The following is a 14,850-nucleotide window of genomic DNA, read 5'->3' as shown; positions in this document are numbered from 1 at the left end:
CTCGCTCGATTCGAGGCAAGTCATTCGTTACCGACTTTTTGAGTTTTGAGAGAATCGGTAACGGATCACCGAAAGACCTATCCTTTCAGACAGTTTTAAACCCTGCAAAAATCGCGCTATAGTGGTGCTGAGTGGGATGGTGACAATGAACAATTGGGCGGGACGCGCACGAAATATGCCCAGTACAAGGGAAATATACAGCATTTTCGCACGCAATCTTCGTGCTCTGGTTGAGGGTCGTGGATCAGTCAGCGATCAGTGCCGGGCGCTGGGCGTGAATCGAACGCAATTCAACCGCTATCTCAGTGGACAGGCAAGTCCACGCCCCGAGGTGCTGCACCGCATATGCGCCTATTTCGGCACCGATGCGCGAATATTGCTCCAACCCTTGGAGGAGCTGATACCGGGCGCGCAGGATGGGGGGCACCCGCTGGCGTTGACAGCACTGGCGCGGTTTCTGGATCACGGGCTTGAGGTGTTGGAGGTTCGGCAACCGCCAACGCCGGGCATCCACCGCTATTGGCAGCGATCCTCAGTCACCAAGTCCTGGGCCAATTCCTATACGGTGCGGGTGTTCCAGCAGGACGGCGCCACCCTGTTTCGTGCGATCGAAGATCGCGGGCGGGACGGAGAGCCGGATCAGCCCGGGCGCAAGCATCGTGACGTGCGCGGTTGGTTTATGGACCAGGACGATGGCCTGGTAATGCAGGCGTTTCAAAGCCATGGGCGGCGTATCAGCTTTGGCTTCCTGAACTTTCCGCCGATGTCGGACAACCTGATTTATCCCGGTGTGGTCATGGTCAGTCGCCCGGCCACCCGGCAGGTCACGCGGTTGGAAAACTGTGCGCTGGAGCTTTTACCACAAGGGGAAGAGCTGCGCCCCAGTCTTCGCGCGCGGGGCGGGTGCAAGGTCAATCGTCTGCCCGACACGCTGGCGTCCATGCTCAGCGGCAAGATCGGTTAAGGCAGGATCGACAGCCAGATCCAGACCGTACCGATTGACAGGGCGGTGGCGCTCAGAACCGCCGTCGCGGCGACCCGGCGCGCCACCCCGTACATGTTGGCAAAGACATAGATGTTGATCCCCGGCGCCATAGCGGCGGTCAGCACGGCCGAGCGCAGCTGCGCATCGCTCAGTGTGAATGCGCGGCCAAGCGCATAGGTGATGGTCGGATGCAGCACCAGCGATACCAGGCAGATCAGGGCAACCACGCCCATGTCGCCCTCGGGCCGGTAACAGGCCAGAACGCCGCCCAGGCCGAAGATCGCGGCGGGCAGGGCGGCGCGTGCCATCATGTCGACCGCATCTGTGAACACCATTGGCATCGCCAGGCCTGAGAAGTTCACCACGAACCCGGCGGTGATGCCGATCACCAGCGCATTGCGCGACATGGCGCGCAGGACGCTCAACAGGGTCGCGCCCAGCCCTTTGCCCTCGGCGCGGGCGAATTCCATCGCGGTGACGCCGATGACATAGCAGAACGGCGCATGGACCGAGACGATGACGAAGTTCGACGCCAGCGCGTCGACGCCATAGGCGCGTTCGGTGATTGCCAGCCCCAGAAGGACCGAGTTTGAAAACAGCCCGCCAAAGCCGATCGCCACGCTGTCGGGCCAGGGGCGGTGGAACAGGAACCGCGCGCCTGCGAAGGCCACAAGGAACCCGGTCAGCGCCCCGGTGTAGAAACTGGTCAGCAGCGCAGGGTCAAAGCTTTGCCCCAGGTCCAGCGTTGAAATGGCGCGAAACAGCAGGGTGGGTATGGCGAAGTTCTGGGTGAATTTCATCAAGCCATCAATGGCGCTTTCGGAAAACAGCCCGCGCCAGACGGCGAGGTATCCAAAGCCGATCACCAGAAAGACCGGCAAGATGACCTCGATCAGCGCGCTCATGCGTCGAGGTGCAGGGTCATGCCGTCAAAGGCCGGGGTGATATGGGCGGGGGTCTCCGCGTCCACGGTCGCGTGGTCCAGGTCGATGTGCATGTTGGTCAGCACACCACGTTTGGCGCCGGATCTTTCGATCCATTCCAGCGCTTGCGCCAGGTGCGCGTGGGTCGGGTGCGGTGCACGGCGCAGCGCGTCCAGCACCCAGACCTCAAGCCCCTGAAGGGCGGCCCAGGCGTCGCCCGGAATGTCGCTCACGTCAGGTAGATAGGCCAGGTTGCCAATCCGAAACCCCAGCGCGTCGATCCGGCCGTGGCGCACTTCGAACGGCATCAGGGTGATTGCCCCGCCCGCGCCGGAGATGGTCACATCGCCGTCAATCGTGTGCATGTCCAGAATAGGGGGGTAGGCGCTGTCAGCGGGTTGCACGAAGGCATAGCCGAACCGGGCATACAGCGCGTCCTGGGTGGCCGGATCGGCCCAGACGGGCAGGCGTTCACGCCGGTTGAACACGATCATGCGCAGGTCGTCCAACCCGTGCACATGGTCGGCGTGGTTGTGGGTGTAGACCACCGCGTCCAGATTTCCGACGCCCGCATCCAAAAGCTGCTGGCGCATGTCCGGTGACGTGTCGATCAGCACCCGTGTGGTGCCCCCGGCGTCTTCGCGCGTGACCAGCATCGAACAGCGTGTGCGGCGGTTTTTCGGGTTCTCGGGGTCGCAATCGCCCCAATGCCCGCCCAATCGCGGCACCCCGCCCGAGCTTCCGCAGCCCAGGATGGTGAAGCTCAGCCGCGCCATCAGATGGGCGCCTTCCAGGCCGCAGCCTTGGCAAACAGCGTGTCGAAATTCGCCTGTGTCTGCGCGGCGAATTCGGCATACTCCATGCCGAACACCCCGGCCCCAACGCGGGCGGTGTGGGCGGTATAGGCTGGTTCGTTGCGCCGGCCGCGATGCGGCGGTGGCGCCAGATAAGGCGCGTCGGTTTCCACCAGGATGCGGTCGATCGGGGCGGTGGCGAAGATGTCGCGCAGCTCTTGCGATTTCGGGAAGGCGGCGATGCCGGACATCGACAGGTAGAACCCAAGGTCCAGCGCGGCCTTGGCCAACTCCGCGCCGGAGCTGAAGCAATGCATGACACACGAAAAGGCGCCCTTGGCGTGTTCCTCGGCCAGAATGGCCGCCATGTCGTCATCCGCGTCGCGGGAATGAATGATCAACGGCAGGCCGGTGTTGCGCGCGGCTGCGATATGGACGCGCAGACTTTCTTGCTGCACCGCCACGCTGTCAGCGGTGTAGTGGTAATCCAGCCCGGTTTCGCCAATGCCCACGAATTTCGGGTGCTGGGCCAGGGTCAGAAGTTCGTCGAGCGTCGCCATCGGTTCTTCGGCCGCGCTCATCGGGTGGGTGGCGGCGGTGAAGAAGACGGGGTCGTGCGCCTCGGCAATGGCGCGGACTTGCGGCACGTTGCGCAGGCGGGTGCAGATCGTGACCATGCGGGTGACGCCGGCCTCGGCGGCATTTGCGATGATCTGATCCAGCTGCCCCTCGAAGTCCGGGAAATCCAGGTGGCAGTGGCTATCGGTGATTTCCGGAACGTTGCTCATGACCGCCTCACTGGGCCGCGTGCGCCGCCGCCGTTTCATTGATCCTGAAAACCATATCAAGGATGAGCGCGGCGGGGTCAAGGTTGACCGCCTTGCCGTGCTGGGCGCGGGCCGACAGCTCCTGCTGCAACGTGGCCCAGGCGCGGGCGGCGGGTTGGGAGGGGGACAGACGGGCCAGCACCTCGGCCTCATTCGGAACGGCATCGTGAGCTGGGGCAAATCCTGCGCCCCGACGCGCCAGGCGGGCCAGAAACAGGTCCAGCAAGCGCAGGGTCAGGGCAAAGCGCTCTGCATTCGCCCTGCCGACCGCGCCATCGGCCAGTTTCAGGGCGCGGGGGCGGTCGTATCGAGGGGCGCCTGCGAAGATGCCGACAATGTCGCCATAGAGTTTCAGGCCGCCCATCAACGTGAGGCTTAGCGCTTCACCCACAGAGCCCGCGGCCAGTTCGCCCAGTGCTTCGGGGCTGGCGTCCGGCGTGGCGTCGGCGTTTTCCAGCGCCTGGGCCAGATCCGGGGGCGACAAAGGTGACAGCCGCAATTCGCGACAGCGCGAGCGGATCGTGGGTAAGAGCCGCGACGGTTGGTGGCTGACCAGAAGCAGCACCGCGTCGGCGGGCGGTTCCTCCAGCAGTTTCAGGATCGCGTTGGCGGCGTTCGAGTTCAGATTGTCCGCCGCATCGATGATCACCACCCGACGCCCGCCGTCCGAGGCCGAGAGCGCGAAAAACCCCTTGAGCTTGCGCGCCTCGTCCACGGTGATGTCGGCCTTCAGCCGCTTTGCCTTGTCGTCCCAGGGGCGGCGCAGCAGGAAGAGGCCGGGGTCAGACAGAACCGCCAGGCGCCGCGCCACCGGGTGGTCGGCGGGTATGTCCAGACTGGTGGGGGCGGGGGCCGCGAACATGCCGCCGTCGTCCTTGGGCGTGGCCAGCAAAAACCGCGCGATGCGCCAGGCGAGCGTCGCCTTGCCCACGCCGCGCGGGCCGGTGATCAGCCAGGCATGGTGCATCCGGCCTGAATTGAACGCGTCCAGAAACGTGGCCTCGGCCGGAGCCTGTCCGATCAAGGTTTGGGTCTCGCGCGGATGCGGCGCGCCTTCGATCCTGTCTGGTTCGGGCAGAAGTTCAGCTTCGCTCATCCCAGGCGGTTCCGGGCAATTTGGGCGACATCGGCGGCGACACTTTCGATTGCCCGCCCACCGTCCACAACGACGCAACGGTCGGCATATTCAAGCGCGAGGTCCAGGAAGCCTTCGCGCATCTGGGCCTGAAGCCCGGCCCCGAAATCCTCGAACCGTTCCTCGGTGCCACCCCGCCCTTTGGCGCGCGAATGGCCGGTGTCGGGGTCCATGTCGATGACGAAGGTCAGGTCCGGTTCGCGCCCGATCATCAAGGTGTGCAGCGCGTCGACCATCGCGCGCAAATCGCCCGAGCGTGAGCCCTGATATATGCGCGAACTGTCGGCGAAGCGGTCGCAGATGACGATCTTGCCAGCCGCCAAAGCCGGGTCGATCAACCGCTCCAGATGATCGCGTCGTGCGGCGGTGAACAGCAAAAGCTCGGTCTGGGCAGACCAGCGGTCCGGGTCGCCTTCCAGCACCAGGGTGCGGATTTCCTCGGCCCCCGGGCTGCCACCCGGTTCGCGGGTCAGGATCACGTCATGCCCTTCATCGCGCAGGGTGTCGGCCAGCACTTTGGCCTGGGTGGATTTACCCGAGCCATCAATGCCTTCGAACGTGATGAACAATCCGGCCATGTCAGTTGGTGACGGGCATCGGAACCGGCGCCGGGGCATCGCCGCCCTGAACCATGCCAAGAACCTTGGTTGCCGCAGCGCGAAAGCGCGGCATGAACCCGGCGGCACCCACGCCGGTTTCGGCGTAAAGCGGCACGGTCACTTCGGGCAGGGCCTTGCGGGTGATCACCATCTGCGCCAGCTCCTGCCCTTCGGCAATCGGCGCCTCGATCGGACCGTTCCAGGTGATCGTCGCCTCCAGCCCGTCGCGTTGCAGCGCCGGGATCAGAAGGTCCACGTCTTCGCGGGCCACCAGACCGACGCTGGCGGCCTGACCCAGCCAGACCGGGGCTTCGGCCAGACGTTCCCCCGCTTTCACGGCGGTTTTCATCGCGAACTGGCGGAAGGCCCAGTTGACGATCGCCTCGGCCTCTTCGGCGCGGGCCTTTTCGCTGGTCAATCCCGAGATGACAAAGACGATGCGGCGTTTGCCCTGCAGCGCGGATCCGACAAGGCCATACCCGGCCTCGGAGGTGTGCCCCGTCTTCAGACCGTCCGCACCGATCCCGAGCTTCAACAGCGGGTTGCGGTTGAACCGATTGTCCGGCGCGCGGCCGTCGAAGGGGAACTCGGTCTGGCTGAAATACGGGTAGTATTGCGGAAATTCGACGATCAGGCGCTTGGCCAGCAGGGCCAGGTCGCGCATCGACATGCGTTGCATTGGATGCGGCCAACCCGAGGAATTTCCGAAGCTGGAATTCATCATGCCCAGATCGGAAGCGCGTTCCGTCATCATCGCGGCAAAGGCATCTTCGGTGCCACCAAGCGCCTCGGCCACTGCCACGCAGGCGTCATTGCCCGACTGCACGATGATGCCCTGAAGCAGTTCATCGACCGTGGGCCGGTCCGAAGTGTTCAGGAACATGGTCGAGCCGCCCATCGCGGCAGCGCGCGACGACACGCCCAGGCGGGTTTCCAACCCCAGCCGGCTATCGGCCAGTGCCTCGAACATCATGTTCACCGTCATCAGCTTGGACATCGAGGCCGGGGGCAGCGGCACGTCGGCCTGCTTTTCCAACAGAACCGTTCCGGTCGCCACATCCAGCACAAAGGCCGATGAAGCGCGCGTGTCGAAGGCGCGGGCGGGCAGGGCCAGCGCAAGCGCGGCGGCGGCAAGGGCGGCAATCAGGGCGAAACGGCGCATGGGCAGGGGGCGGTCCTTCGGTCTTGGGTCAGTTGGTGACGAAATAGGCGTCGGAGAAGCCAAGCTCCTTGATCTTCTTGAGAAGCGAGGCGCGCTCGGCGCTGCTGGTGGTTGGGCCGACGATGACCCGCCAGAAAGCTTTGCCAGAAGAATTGCCCGGCTTGACCGTCGGCACCATGCCCGCGCGGCGCATGCTTTCTGCCGTGTTGCGCGCGTTGCTTTCAACGCTGAAGATACCGATCTGGATGAACGGCTTGGTCAAAGTGCTGGTCGGTTTCGGAGCCGGGGCCGCCACCGGAGCCGGGGTCGCAGCCGGTGCGGCGCCTTCCGCCTTGTCCAGCGCCGCAGCAGCGGCAGCAATCGGGTCGTCCAGCGATGCGGCTTCGATTTCCTCAGGCGCATCCAGATCTTCGGTCGGGGCAGCCGACGGGTCAGGGGCTTGCGGCACGGTTTCCTTGCGTAGGGCGGTCACGTTCAGGTTGGCGGGCGACCCGGCCAACATGCCAAGCGCGTCGGCGGCGTCCGAGGAAACCTGAAAGCGCGGTCCGGGCTGGGCACGTTCGCGGCGAAACAGGGCGCCGATGACGAATTTGTCGTTGGCTTCATTTCGGATGATGACGCGTTCGGGGTCTTTTGCATCCGGATGCGCGACCCAGACACCACCCAGAGACGGGCGCCCGTCCCACAGGCCGGTTTCCGAGATTTGGAACACTTCCGGCGCTTCCACGTCACGTTCGACCACCCGGGTCGAAGCACCTGGGCGCGGTGTGCTTTGCGCGCCACCATCGTCACGAGACTGCAAAAAGGAGGGCATCTGCCCGTCCTCGCAGGCCGAAAGAAGAACCGCGCCGCTCAATACCGCCGCCACATGCCAGGATGTCCTGAAAACCATTACGTGCCCCTTGTACCGCGACCCCCGGTCGCACTTCTGCCCATTCGCGCGTTTTTTCCGTGCGCTTTTGCGGCAGTCTAGCGACCCAAGCGGCGCGTGAAAAGGGCAGGGGGGCGTTTCGGCAGAAAACAGCACGCGACTTCCCGCTTTCAGAATCGCAACAAGACGTCTATCCCTGCGCCCTGCCGGAGGAGTGGCAGAGTGGTCGAATGCACCGGTCTTGAAAACCGGCGTGCGTGAAAGCGTACCGTGGGTTCGAATCCCACCTCCTCCGCCATATCATTTGGTTGGCAACAAATCTTTTTAGCAAATATGATGCGAAGTCTTCCACACACGTGTACCCCACACGTTTTTGTGAGGAATTTACTTGGAGTCTTGCTGGTAGCCTACTCGGAACAAGAAATGGGACTTACGTATACTTATCCAGTTTTCGCAGACATGTTTCCAGGTGCTAAGCTGTAAAACCAATTGCCGCCGCCTGACTGTTCGATCCCTAGGACGAGGAAGGTATCACCGCGCCAATCGTGCCTTCATTTGCCCGTCCTTTTGTTGGACGAACTCTACACAATTCTGGAGGAGTTTTAGGGGATCAGTTCAACGAATAGAAAGAGGCGCAGAGGGTTTTTTAAGAGATTGGGGGGTTGAGGGGGTATGCGAGGGGAATTACCTGGCACGCAACTGCCGTTGCTCCAATTTCTTGCTCCATGGATCATTCTCTGGATCGCTAAGAGTTTCTTGTAGCAGCATTTTATACGCACCCCTTTCCAACTGGCTTTTTTCTTTGGCGCAGGGGTGAGAAGCCGGAGAGTTCTTCGCTTGCCCAAGTTCGCTGAAAGATTCAGCTTTCCGTTCGACCAGTTCAACAGCCGCTGACAAAGAGGCCAGAGCGTCGAATGATGAACGCGTCCGAATCGTCTCCTGGGCGCCAACAACAATGCTGACTACCGGGCCATTGCACTTTGCAGTTATTCTTGAAAAACACTTGTTCACGGCTTTATCCAGGGAAGTAATGGTGGATCTCAAAGGTTTCTCATTGATGCAAATAAACGTGCCGTTGCCTCGGTACGAAATACCACCGCCGCGTTTGACCAGTTTCTCCTCAATTGCCTGACCCACACAGCTTATGAGTGAGGCGAAGTCGGTGGCGTTCATTGCGTCGTAGAGGTTTTCGATTTCCTGAATTTGGACGGCGCACACGGCAGGTTTAGAAGACTTCCGCCCGGACACTTGCACAACGTAGTTTTCAAATTCCCGGTAGTCGATTGAGGAGTCGATGCTTTGAATGCTGAGAGGGCGGTCAAGTCTGACTTTCTTTGGCTCCACACCCAGTTTTTTGAGTTCACCCTCAACATATGACTGGTTTAAGAAGCTTTGCTTCTCGGAAGCCGATTGCTGGGCGCTTTGAAGTTTTCTTTGAACGTCTTCGAGATTGAAGGGTTTTGTTATGTAGTTTGTCGCACCGGCGTTGAACGCTTCGTCCACATATTCTTTCCCGCTCATAGCGGTGATTATAATGATGGGTTGGAGCGCATAACCGGGTGTTTCGCGAATGAGCTTTGTGAGAGAGATGCCGTCGACGGTTGGCATTTGGATATCAATCAGAAAGCAATCGAATGTCTCGTCTGTTTCCGACATGATCTTCAGCGCCTCACTGCCGGACAAAGCAGTTTGTATTCGATGACATCCCGATGAGCTTAAAAGAGCCTCAAGAATGGCGAGGATATTTTCGTCGTCGTCTATCACGAGTATGCGCATGTCGAATTCCCAACTTTTTCTATGAAACTATGTAAACTTGGGCACAAACTAATCAGTGCATCCAAACGGAAAAAAATGACGGGAGAGGGGCGAAAGCTTGCCGAATAGAGGTGATTTCCGGGCAATTCTTTTTTGGTGCTGATGGGCAGCCCCACTTGAATGGTCCAAGTTGAAAGCGAGTGCATGGTGTCTGACGTCAGCGCTTATGGGTCCAAATAGGTCAAGTTACTAAGAGAGGGTTTGCCGCCCATCGTAGCCACCAAGGAGTGGATGATGAGAAAGACAACGAAGAGCCCTGGCGCGAAGATCGTTAAAGATATCAAGCGCGCCACGCGCAAGCATTATTCATCTGAAGAGAAGATCCGGATCGTCTTGGATGGTCTACGCGGTGAGGACAGCATTGCTGTCAGCCATCTGTCAGCCCGCCAGACACTGGCCAAACTCGGCATCCCACGGTCAACCTTCTATCGCTGGTAAAATCGATATCTGCAGCGCGGGGAACGGGAGACGTGAGGGGCGGGCGAAAGGGGGCATGATTTCCTCCGGCCGGCCAATGAGAAAGACACACTCGGGCGCCAGATGTCTGTCCTAGGTGCAGTCCGGAAAGAAATGACAGACCCGAAATGCTGTATGAGAAGGATGCCAGAAAGGGTTCTGAATGCCTGTTTCGCGCGTCCTGCGGAGGGCAGTGCAGAACTTTGTCTGCTACAGCACGAACCTGAGACACCTGAAACAAGTCGGCATTTCCACGGAAGTGTGGATCCCGATCCTCGAGTCCTTAGACCCCCGCAATTAACCCAAGAATGATCCACCGGTTTATCCGCACCTGGCAATCAAACCGGGCCGGTTACCCACATCGGCACAGGACCCAGCCTGGATTCACCGTGTTTGTTTGGCGATGTGCATGGGCGAGTTGCGTTTGAACTGCCGCCCTCAGAGGAAGAAGGCCTGCCCATGCCACATTGTGTTTGCCACGTGTTCAGGCCGCCAAACGAACTTCTTGCGTCTCGATGCGTCGGGACTTGAAGTGGATGATCGGCTGCTGGGGTTTCTCGATAAAATCAAGTTCAAACTTGAAGATATCAGCCGACGGCTTTTCGTGGCGCATGTTGAGTGATTCCAGGGCCATCAGGCGGCCTGCGCGAGCTTTTTCAAGAAGTGATACGGTCATAGTTGTCTCCATCCCCGTGGGGTTTTAAAAAATTGAAATCTAGGCGGCGTCGCCGGATGTGCACAGCACGTTACTGATAAAGAAAACACCCTGCGGTGTCCGGCGCGGGCGGGCCGCTTTTTTCCACGAATTCATGGACACAACGTTGTCGCGGACAGCTTCAGAAACACTGGCAGCGCGCGTCGAAAGAGGTCCGGTGAATGCAAGAATGTTCGATTTCATTTTTTTTCCCCTTTAGGTCACTTAGGCCAGACTTCTGACCTTGGCAGGTTTTTTGCAGATCACTGTGCCTTGCGGCGCGCCGACTGCATTACAGTTTCTTTACTGTGACTTGACTGTCAGGTTTGACAGTGTGTCCCAGGCTCCGCCAAACAACATTTGAGACAATCCAAGGCATTTTTTAGCAGATATTTTTCTTGTCTTGTCGTATGCTGTCGTCGGTACAATTTAATATTTGGCCCCAAATGGGGCGCAAGTTGTGTTGGATTATGGCAATTCCACGGCATTCTTAATTTTGCGCGTTTTTTTTCCAGCTTTGCGCGCACTTCAAACACAATTCGAGCCTGTTTTCCGGCCTGGCCACAATTCGAGCACTTTTCGACGCCCCGACTCTCAGAGTGAGGTCGCGCGTCTTACGCGTGAAATGATTCTCTTTTTGAAGTGGGGTGTGTTCTGGGGCTACTGGCATTGGTTCTTCCAGATGAGCCGATCGATAGAGGGTCGCCCCTAGAGTGGCCTGATCAAAACTATCCTTTGATCACTTCCAGCCGGTCGGCGTCTGTTTTTTCACAAGTTTTAGAGATGCACTGGTAAAGCTCAGACATAGCATCGAGAACTTCGCCTCTGGCTATTGTGCATTGGGCTCTGTCAAAAGCTCTGTCGGAAAGCTGTTCCGCTCGCGCCGCAACTTCACCCAGTTCGCTTAGCTGTAATGTCCCGGCAACACCGCTGATCTTGTGCGCTATGCTTCCTGCCAGGTGAATTTCCTTTTGACCCCCGCTGCTCTGCGCCATTTTTAGCAACAGATCACCAAGCTTTTCGTGGTGAATTTGGAGTGTGGCGAGAAAGGAGACGCGAATTTGCGCAAGGGCGTCCTCGAATTGCAGGAGGCTCTCGGGGCTGATCGTCTTGTTCATCAAACTGCCTCTATAGATTCAGAGCTGGGCTTTGACAGGCTGTCAGATTTTGGAATGAACTGGCCGCCGATCGGAATGCTGGACCCGTGCCATTGTCGGATTCCAATGCTTTTTCGATCAAGGTGACCGGTTTGTCAGCGGACCATATGGACGCCGAAGCGGGTTTTCCCAAAGTTACCGTCACAGGGCAGGGGCTGCCGTCTGCAAATCGGAGATCAAGACGGGCAAGGCGGGAGTTTATCAGCCGCGTGTGCCCATTGCTGGATGCCCAATCCCCTTTTTTGGAAGCGCAGATGAATTCACCGAACCCGTTGTAGCTGATCAAGGGAGAGGTGCGTTCAAGACTGGATGCGATCACCTTCGCAACTTCCTGCAAAACTGCAAAGGCGAAGGCTGGATTGGCTTTGCCGAATATCTCATCAAACTCATTGATGGCCAATGCGGACACCGCACTCGGTTGAGCTCGGTCATTGCTCCTGCTCTCAAGGTAATTTTCCAGGGCATAGGGGCTGACTACTCTGGCCACTCCGAAAATGGGGACGGGGTCTGCAATCGCAAAATCGGGAAACTTGCTTCCTTGATCAAGCTGGCCGATCTTTCGGGCGCCTTGTTTCTTCAGTTCGCGTTCTTCCAAAACCAGCTTTTCAGCGATACTCACACGCACCCCAATTTCCTGGGGATCAATCGGCTTGAAGACATAGTCTACAGCACCCGCTGCGTAGGCGGTGTTAAGGCTGCTCCGGTCCTTGGCTGCGGTGACAAAAATGACCGGGGTCGCTCTGTATTCGGGCATGGCGTGAATAGTTGAGCAGAGGCCAACCCCGTCGATCTCGGGCATTCGATAATCCAGCAGGAAGCATTCGAATGGGTTTTCAGCCGTTTTGATCGCGTGCATTGCATCGCGCGCGGTCGACTTCAGCGTTACGTTGTTAAAGCCGTAAAGGGCAAGCGCTGCCTCAAGAAGCGCAAGTGCGGTAGGATCATCATCAACAACGAGAATTTTCATCTGAACCCTCTTTTTCCTATCGTTTTGCCGGCTCGCAAGCTTGGATGCCGTTAGGTGATGTTACGGCGGACCCGCGGGAAGTTGCCCTGGATCTCGGTGCCTTCCAGAGCGTCTTTCAGGAGCTCTTCGCATTCAGTTTGAAAACCCAGTTCTTCCGGCGGCTGCCAGTGGCCGTCGAAAGCGTTGATCCCGCTCGCCTTGGGCGGGAGAGATTCCTGGTTTGCCTTCTTTTCAGCGCTGGAAATTGCCGTCTTCAAATTCTGGATGGAGCCGGGGCGGCCTAGAATCTTGGTGACGACAAGATCGCCCACTGCCAAGGTCACATGATCAGGAACGTCTTGCGGAGCAAGAGAGTCATCGTGATGAATGGCAACCACAAGCTCATCGCCCATGGCTTCGAACGCTTGCGTTCCCTTGTGAGGGATAGCGCCGACGAAGGTACCGTTCCCTCGGTATGTTAGGAACACATCACATCCGTTCAATCGATCCGCAAGCGCCTTGGCTGAACGGCGAATTACGTCCTTGAACTCCAGCGGAGGAAGCGTTTCGTGAAGCGCCTCAACCCCTTTTATCTTCACGGCAAAGATGCTGCTGAGAAAAAAGACACCACGTGATAGTTCGGACAGGTAATTCTCAAATGCCGGATAGGACAGCACGCGGTCCAACCGTCCCAAATCTATTGCCGTTTCCAGATCGTGCCGTGTCGCTTGATCAAGTGTTTTGATGAGAAGCTCAATGACGTCGATACTCTCGTTCACGGCGCGGCGTTCGCCTGACAGCTCCTTGACCAGACCAAGGCGGGCGCCCACGTCCAAGGGCGCATACGGCTTTGTCAGGTAGTCGGTTGCGCCTGCGGCAAAAGCCTGGTCAACGAATGCCTTCTCGGACATCCCGGTAACCATTATGATTGGCGTCTTGGAATATTTTTTGAGACCACGAACCTCATCGCAGAGGTCGATGCCATTCATACCCGGCATTTGGACATCAAAGAGAAAGCAATCAAAATGGTTGCTGTCATCTAGAATGATTTCAAGCGCCTCGGCACCGGAACCGCAGAACACAACATCCTTGTATTCGCAGCAAGTCAGCGCTTCTTCCAAGAGGCGCAGCGCAATTTCATCGTCGTCAACAGCAAGAATTCTCACGTCTGCTTTCCTTGAGTCACCTCATGAGGATGCGAGCTCGCGTGGCCGAATGGAATCCGGATTCGCGCAAGTGCATCCATTAAGGATAGGGCAACAACTGTGGTGATTTCAGGGCAGTATTCAGGCTTTAAACAAGCATTGTCGCGATGTTGGAAACCGACTGTTTCTGAGTTGGCAGGGCGAAAGAGGATCACACCAGCGCTGACGGGAAGAGGCTGCGGTCTCTTTAACGCCCGCTTCTTGAGAAGGGTGGGTTGAGATGCCGGGACCGTAACCAGAAGGTGGTTCGAGTCACCTTAGTGCAGTTTGGCGCCAATGTTGAACAGCGCAGCCTGACTGGTCGTGCCGTCGATGCTGAACTTGGGTCCAACCGCTACGGCACTTAGGTTCAACCGTCTGAGCCATCGCGACCACACGTATGGAACGATGCCAATCACGCTCACAGCCCCCTGTTCTCTTGCTGATTGACTTAAAGCGTCCATTAGAACGGCTTGCACTGACTGACGGCGCTGCGCGGGCAGGTCGGAAGCCAAGAAAAGGCGGGATGCTTCCCAAGTTCTTTCGTCCACTGGTGCATCGAAGAACAAGACATCGGATGGGATGTTTTCCAGGATCCCCTTTTGAGCGTCACGCAACATGTATGAGTAGACCCCACAGGAAGCTGTGGTCGGGCTTAGCCGAACGCCCCCCAGGACCTCACCAAACTCATGAATTACCACCCAACGACATTGAGGCGTATCGTACTGATCAAACTCCATCCCTTCGGTCTGAGGCAAATTCCAACCCAGCTGGTCGATGAATGTCTTCTTCCGGGCCTTCAAAAAGTTGATGTAGAGTTCGCCATATTGGTGGATCGTCGAGAAGGAAATCGTCGTCGCCTTGATATTCTGTGTGGCGGCAGTTGAATGATCTACCTTTTGCGAGCGGGCGCGTTTCCTGGTTTTAACCTGGATTGAAGGCGTAGAAATACCCTCGACCGGTTCCAGTTCTGGAAATACGGACCATGCAGGCTTCAAGCCTGTTTTTTGGAAACGTTCTCGCCCCATGTTCTGCTCTTGCGATCTTTTTTTCTGAAACAGTAAGGGTAAAGTTGAGTCCCTCGTCCACCCCCTTTGTCGAAAATTCGCCACAAAAATGCCCGAAAAAAGGCTCACGTAGGATTTTACGGCACACTTTGCGTGCTTTCCGTCGCGCCAATCTGTCAATTTCAAGCTGCAACCGGACGAACCGCGCAGCGTCAGTGGATATCAGTTTCCTAAAATGAACAAATAATTGACGGAATTCTATCTCGTTGGTCGTCCACCATTAGCTCGCAGCAGT

Annotated in this window: 15 protein-coding genes, 1 tRNA gene and 1 pseudogene; 3 read left to right on the top strand and 14 right to left on the bottom strand. The window is 58.3% G+C overall.

Annotated elements, in window-relative coordinates; translation table 11 throughout:
- Positions 1–136: 136 nt before the first annotated feature.
- On the top strand, positions 137–964 hold the full coding sequence (locus MN188_RS07650) for a helix-turn-helix domain-containing protein (RefSeq protein ID WP_338023240.1): 828 nt from the start codon (positions 137–139) through the stop codon (positions 962–964).
- Here MN188_RS07650 and MN188_RS07645 read toward each other — a convergent pair.
- The 7 genes from MN188_RS07645 to MN188_RS07615 are packed head-to-tail and all read right to left on the bottom strand — an operon-like array spanning position 961 to position 7,317.
- The gene (locus tag MN188_RS07645; RefSeq protein WP_242107234.1) at positions 961–1,890 is read right to left on the bottom strand and encodes an AEC family transporter; all 930 of its coding nucleotides are present in this window, start codon (positions 1,888–1,890) and stop codon (positions 961–963) included. The genes MN188_RS07650 and MN188_RS07645 overlap by 4 nt on opposite strands.
- Entirely contained in the window at positions 1,887–2,684 is a 798-nt protein-coding gene (locus MN188_RS07640) for an MBL fold metallo-hydrolase (RefSeq protein WP_242107232.1), read from the bottom strand. The genes MN188_RS07645 and MN188_RS07640 overlap by 4 nt, the downstream gene beginning before the upstream one ends.
- Positions 2,684–3,490: a TatD family hydrolase gene (locus MN188_RS07635; RefSeq protein WP_242107230.1), complete on the bottom strand. Its 807-nt coding sequence runs from the start codon at positions 3,488–3,490 to the stop codon at positions 2,684–2,686. Before MN188_RS07635 ends, MN188_RS07640 begins: the two co-directional genes overlap by 1 nt.
- 7 nt (positions 3,491–3,497) lie before the next feature.
- Positions 3,498–4,625, bottom strand: a complete 1,128-nt coding sequence (locus MN188_RS07630) for a DNA polymerase III subunit delta' (protein ID WP_242107228.1) — start codon at positions 4,623–4,625, stop codon at positions 3,498–3,500.
- Positions 4,622–5,242, bottom strand: a complete 621-nt coding sequence (tmk, locus tag MN188_RS07625) for a dTMP kinase (protein WP_242107226.1) — start codon at positions 5,240–5,242, stop codon at positions 4,622–4,624. Before tmk ends, MN188_RS07630 begins: the two co-directional genes overlap by 4 nt.
- Position 5,243: 1 nt before the next feature.
- Entirely contained in the window at positions 5,244–6,425 is a 1,182-nt protein-coding gene (locus MN188_RS07620) for a D-alanyl-D-alanine carboxypeptidase family protein (protein ID WP_242107224.1), read from the bottom strand.
- A 28-nt stretch (positions 6,426–6,453) separates the two neighbouring features.
- Positions 6,454–7,317: an SPOR domain-containing protein gene (locus MN188_RS07615; RefSeq protein WP_242107222.1), complete on the bottom strand. Its 864-nt coding sequence runs from the start codon at positions 7,315–7,317 to the stop codon at positions 6,454–6,456.
- A gap of 187 nt (positions 7,318–7,504) precedes the next feature.
- Between MN188_RS07615 and MN188_RS07610 the strand changes: the two genes are divergently transcribed.
- A tRNA-Ser gene (locus tag MN188_RS07610) sits at positions 7,505–7,594 on the top strand.
- A gap of 386 nt (positions 7,595–7,980) precedes the next feature.
- Here the strand turns inward: MN188_RS07610 and MN188_RS07605 are convergent.
- Positions 7,981–9,072, bottom strand: a complete 1,092-nt coding sequence (locus MN188_RS07605) for a response regulator (protein ID WP_242107221.1) — start codon at positions 9,070–9,072, stop codon at positions 7,981–7,983.
- Between the two features lie 270 nt (positions 9,073–9,342).
- On the opposite strand from MN188_RS07605, the pseudogene MN188_RS07600 reads away from it, so the two are divergent.
- Positions 9,343–9,546: pseudogene (locus MN188_RS07600) on the top strand (transposase); the annotation flags it as partial.
- A 505-nt stretch (positions 9,547–10,051) separates the two neighbouring features.
- Here MN188_RS07600 and MN188_RS07595 read toward each other — a convergent pair.
- The 6 genes from MN188_RS07595 to MN188_RS07570 all read right to left on the bottom strand — a co-directional run bounded on the left by MN188_RS07595 (position 10,052) and on the right by MN188_RS07570 (position 14,576).
- The gene (locus tag MN188_RS07595) at positions 10,052–10,243 is read right to left on the bottom strand and encodes a hypothetical protein (protein ID WP_242107219.1); all 192 of its coding nucleotides are present in this window, start codon (positions 10,241–10,243) and stop codon (positions 10,052–10,054) included.
- A gap of 39 nt (positions 10,244–10,282) precedes the next feature.
- Complete coding sequence (locus MN188_RS07590; RefSeq protein ID WP_242107217.1) at positions 10,283–10,465, bottom strand: hypothetical protein; 183 nt, start codon at positions 10,463–10,465, stop codon at positions 10,283–10,285.
- 524 nt (positions 10,466–10,989) lie between these two features.
- The gene (locus MN188_RS07585; protein ID WP_242107214.1) at positions 10,990–11,379 is read right to left on the bottom strand and encodes an Hpt domain-containing protein; all 390 of its coding nucleotides are present in this window, start codon (positions 11,377–11,379) and stop codon (positions 10,990–10,992) included.
- 10 nt (positions 11,380–11,389) lie between these two features.
- Positions 11,390–12,385 (bottom strand): response regulator, encoded by a 996-nt coding sequence (locus MN188_RS07580; RefSeq protein ID WP_242107212.1) that lies wholly within the window; start codon positions 12,383–12,385, stop codon positions 11,390–11,392.
- Between the two features lie 50 nt (positions 12,386–12,435).
- Positions 12,436–13,530, bottom strand: a complete 1,095-nt coding sequence (locus MN188_RS07575) for a response regulator (RefSeq protein WP_242107196.1) — start codon at positions 13,528–13,530, stop codon at positions 12,436–12,438.
- Between the two features lie 296 nt (positions 13,531–13,826).
- Positions 13,827–14,576: an acyl-homoserine-lactone synthase gene (locus MN188_RS07570; protein ID WP_242107194.1), complete on the bottom strand. Its 750-nt coding sequence runs from the start codon at positions 14,574–14,576 to the stop codon at positions 13,827–13,829.
- Between the last annotated feature and the right edge of the window lie 274 nt (positions 14,577–14,850).

The sequence above is a fragment of the Aliiroseovarius subalbicans genome (assembly GCF_022678625.1).
GTDB lineage: Bacteria > Pseudomonadota > Alphaproteobacteria > Rhodobacterales > Rhodobacteraceae > Aliiroseovarius_A > Aliiroseovarius_A subalbicans.
The sequence above is the reverse complement of the archived record's forward strand: the minus strand, read 5'-3'. Positions and strand labels throughout refer to the sequence as shown.

Excerpts from the sequence above, each read along its gene's own strand:
- MN188_RS07640 (WP_242107232.1), bottom strand. The coding sequence starts at position 2,684 with ATGGCGCGGCTGAGCTTCACCATCCTGGGCTGCGGAAGCTCGGGCGGG.
- MN188_RS07650 (WP_338023240.1), top strand. The coding sequence starts at position 137 with ATGGTGACAATGAACAATTGGGCGGGACGCGCACGAAATATGCCCAGT.
- MN188_RS07590 (WP_242107217.1), bottom strand. The coding sequence starts at position 10,465 with ATGAAATCGAACATTCTTGCATTCACCGGACCTCTTTCGACGCGCGCT.
- MN188_RS07585 (WP_242107214.1), bottom strand. The coding sequence starts at position 11,379 with ATGAACAAGACGATCAGCCCCGAGAGCCTCCTGCAATTCGAGGACGCC.
- MN188_RS07620 (WP_242107224.1), bottom strand. The coding sequence starts at position 6,425 with ATGCGCCGTTTCGCCCTGATTGCCGCCCTTGCCGCCGCCGCGCTTGCG.
- MN188_RS07580 (WP_242107212.1), bottom strand. The coding sequence starts at position 12,385 with ATGAAAATTCTCGTTGTTGATGATGATCCTACCGCACTTGCGCTTCTT.
- tmk (WP_242107226.1), bottom strand. The coding sequence starts at position 5,242 with ATGGCCGGATTGTTCATCACGTTCGAAGGCATTGATGGCTCGGGTAAA.
- MN188_RS07605 (WP_242107221.1), bottom strand. The coding sequence starts at position 9,072 with ATGCGCATACTCGTGATAGACGACGACGAAAATATCCTCGCCATTCTT.
- MN188_RS07645 (WP_242107234.1), bottom strand. The coding sequence starts at position 1,890 with ATGAGCGCGCTGATCGAGGTCATCTTGCCGGTCTTTCTGGTGATCGGC.
- MN188_RS07630 (WP_242107228.1), bottom strand. The coding sequence starts at position 4,625 with ATGAGCGAAGCTGAACTTCTGCCCGAACCAGACAGGATCGAAGGCGCG.
- MN188_RS07595 (WP_242107219.1), bottom strand. The coding sequence starts at position 10,243 with ATGACCGTATCACTTCTTGAAAAAGCTCGCGCAGGCCGCCTGATGGCC.
- MN188_RS07570 (WP_242107194.1), bottom strand. The coding sequence starts at position 14,576 with ATGGGGCGAGAACGTTTCCAAAAAACAGGCTTGAAGCCTGCATGGTCC.
- MN188_RS07615 (WP_242107222.1), bottom strand. The coding sequence starts at position 7,317 with ATGGTTTTCAGGACATCCTGGCATGTGGCGGCGGTATTGAGCGGCGCG.
- MN188_RS07635 (WP_242107230.1), bottom strand. The coding sequence starts at position 3,490 with ATGAGCAACGTTCCGGAAATCACCGATAGCCACTGCCACCTGGATTTC.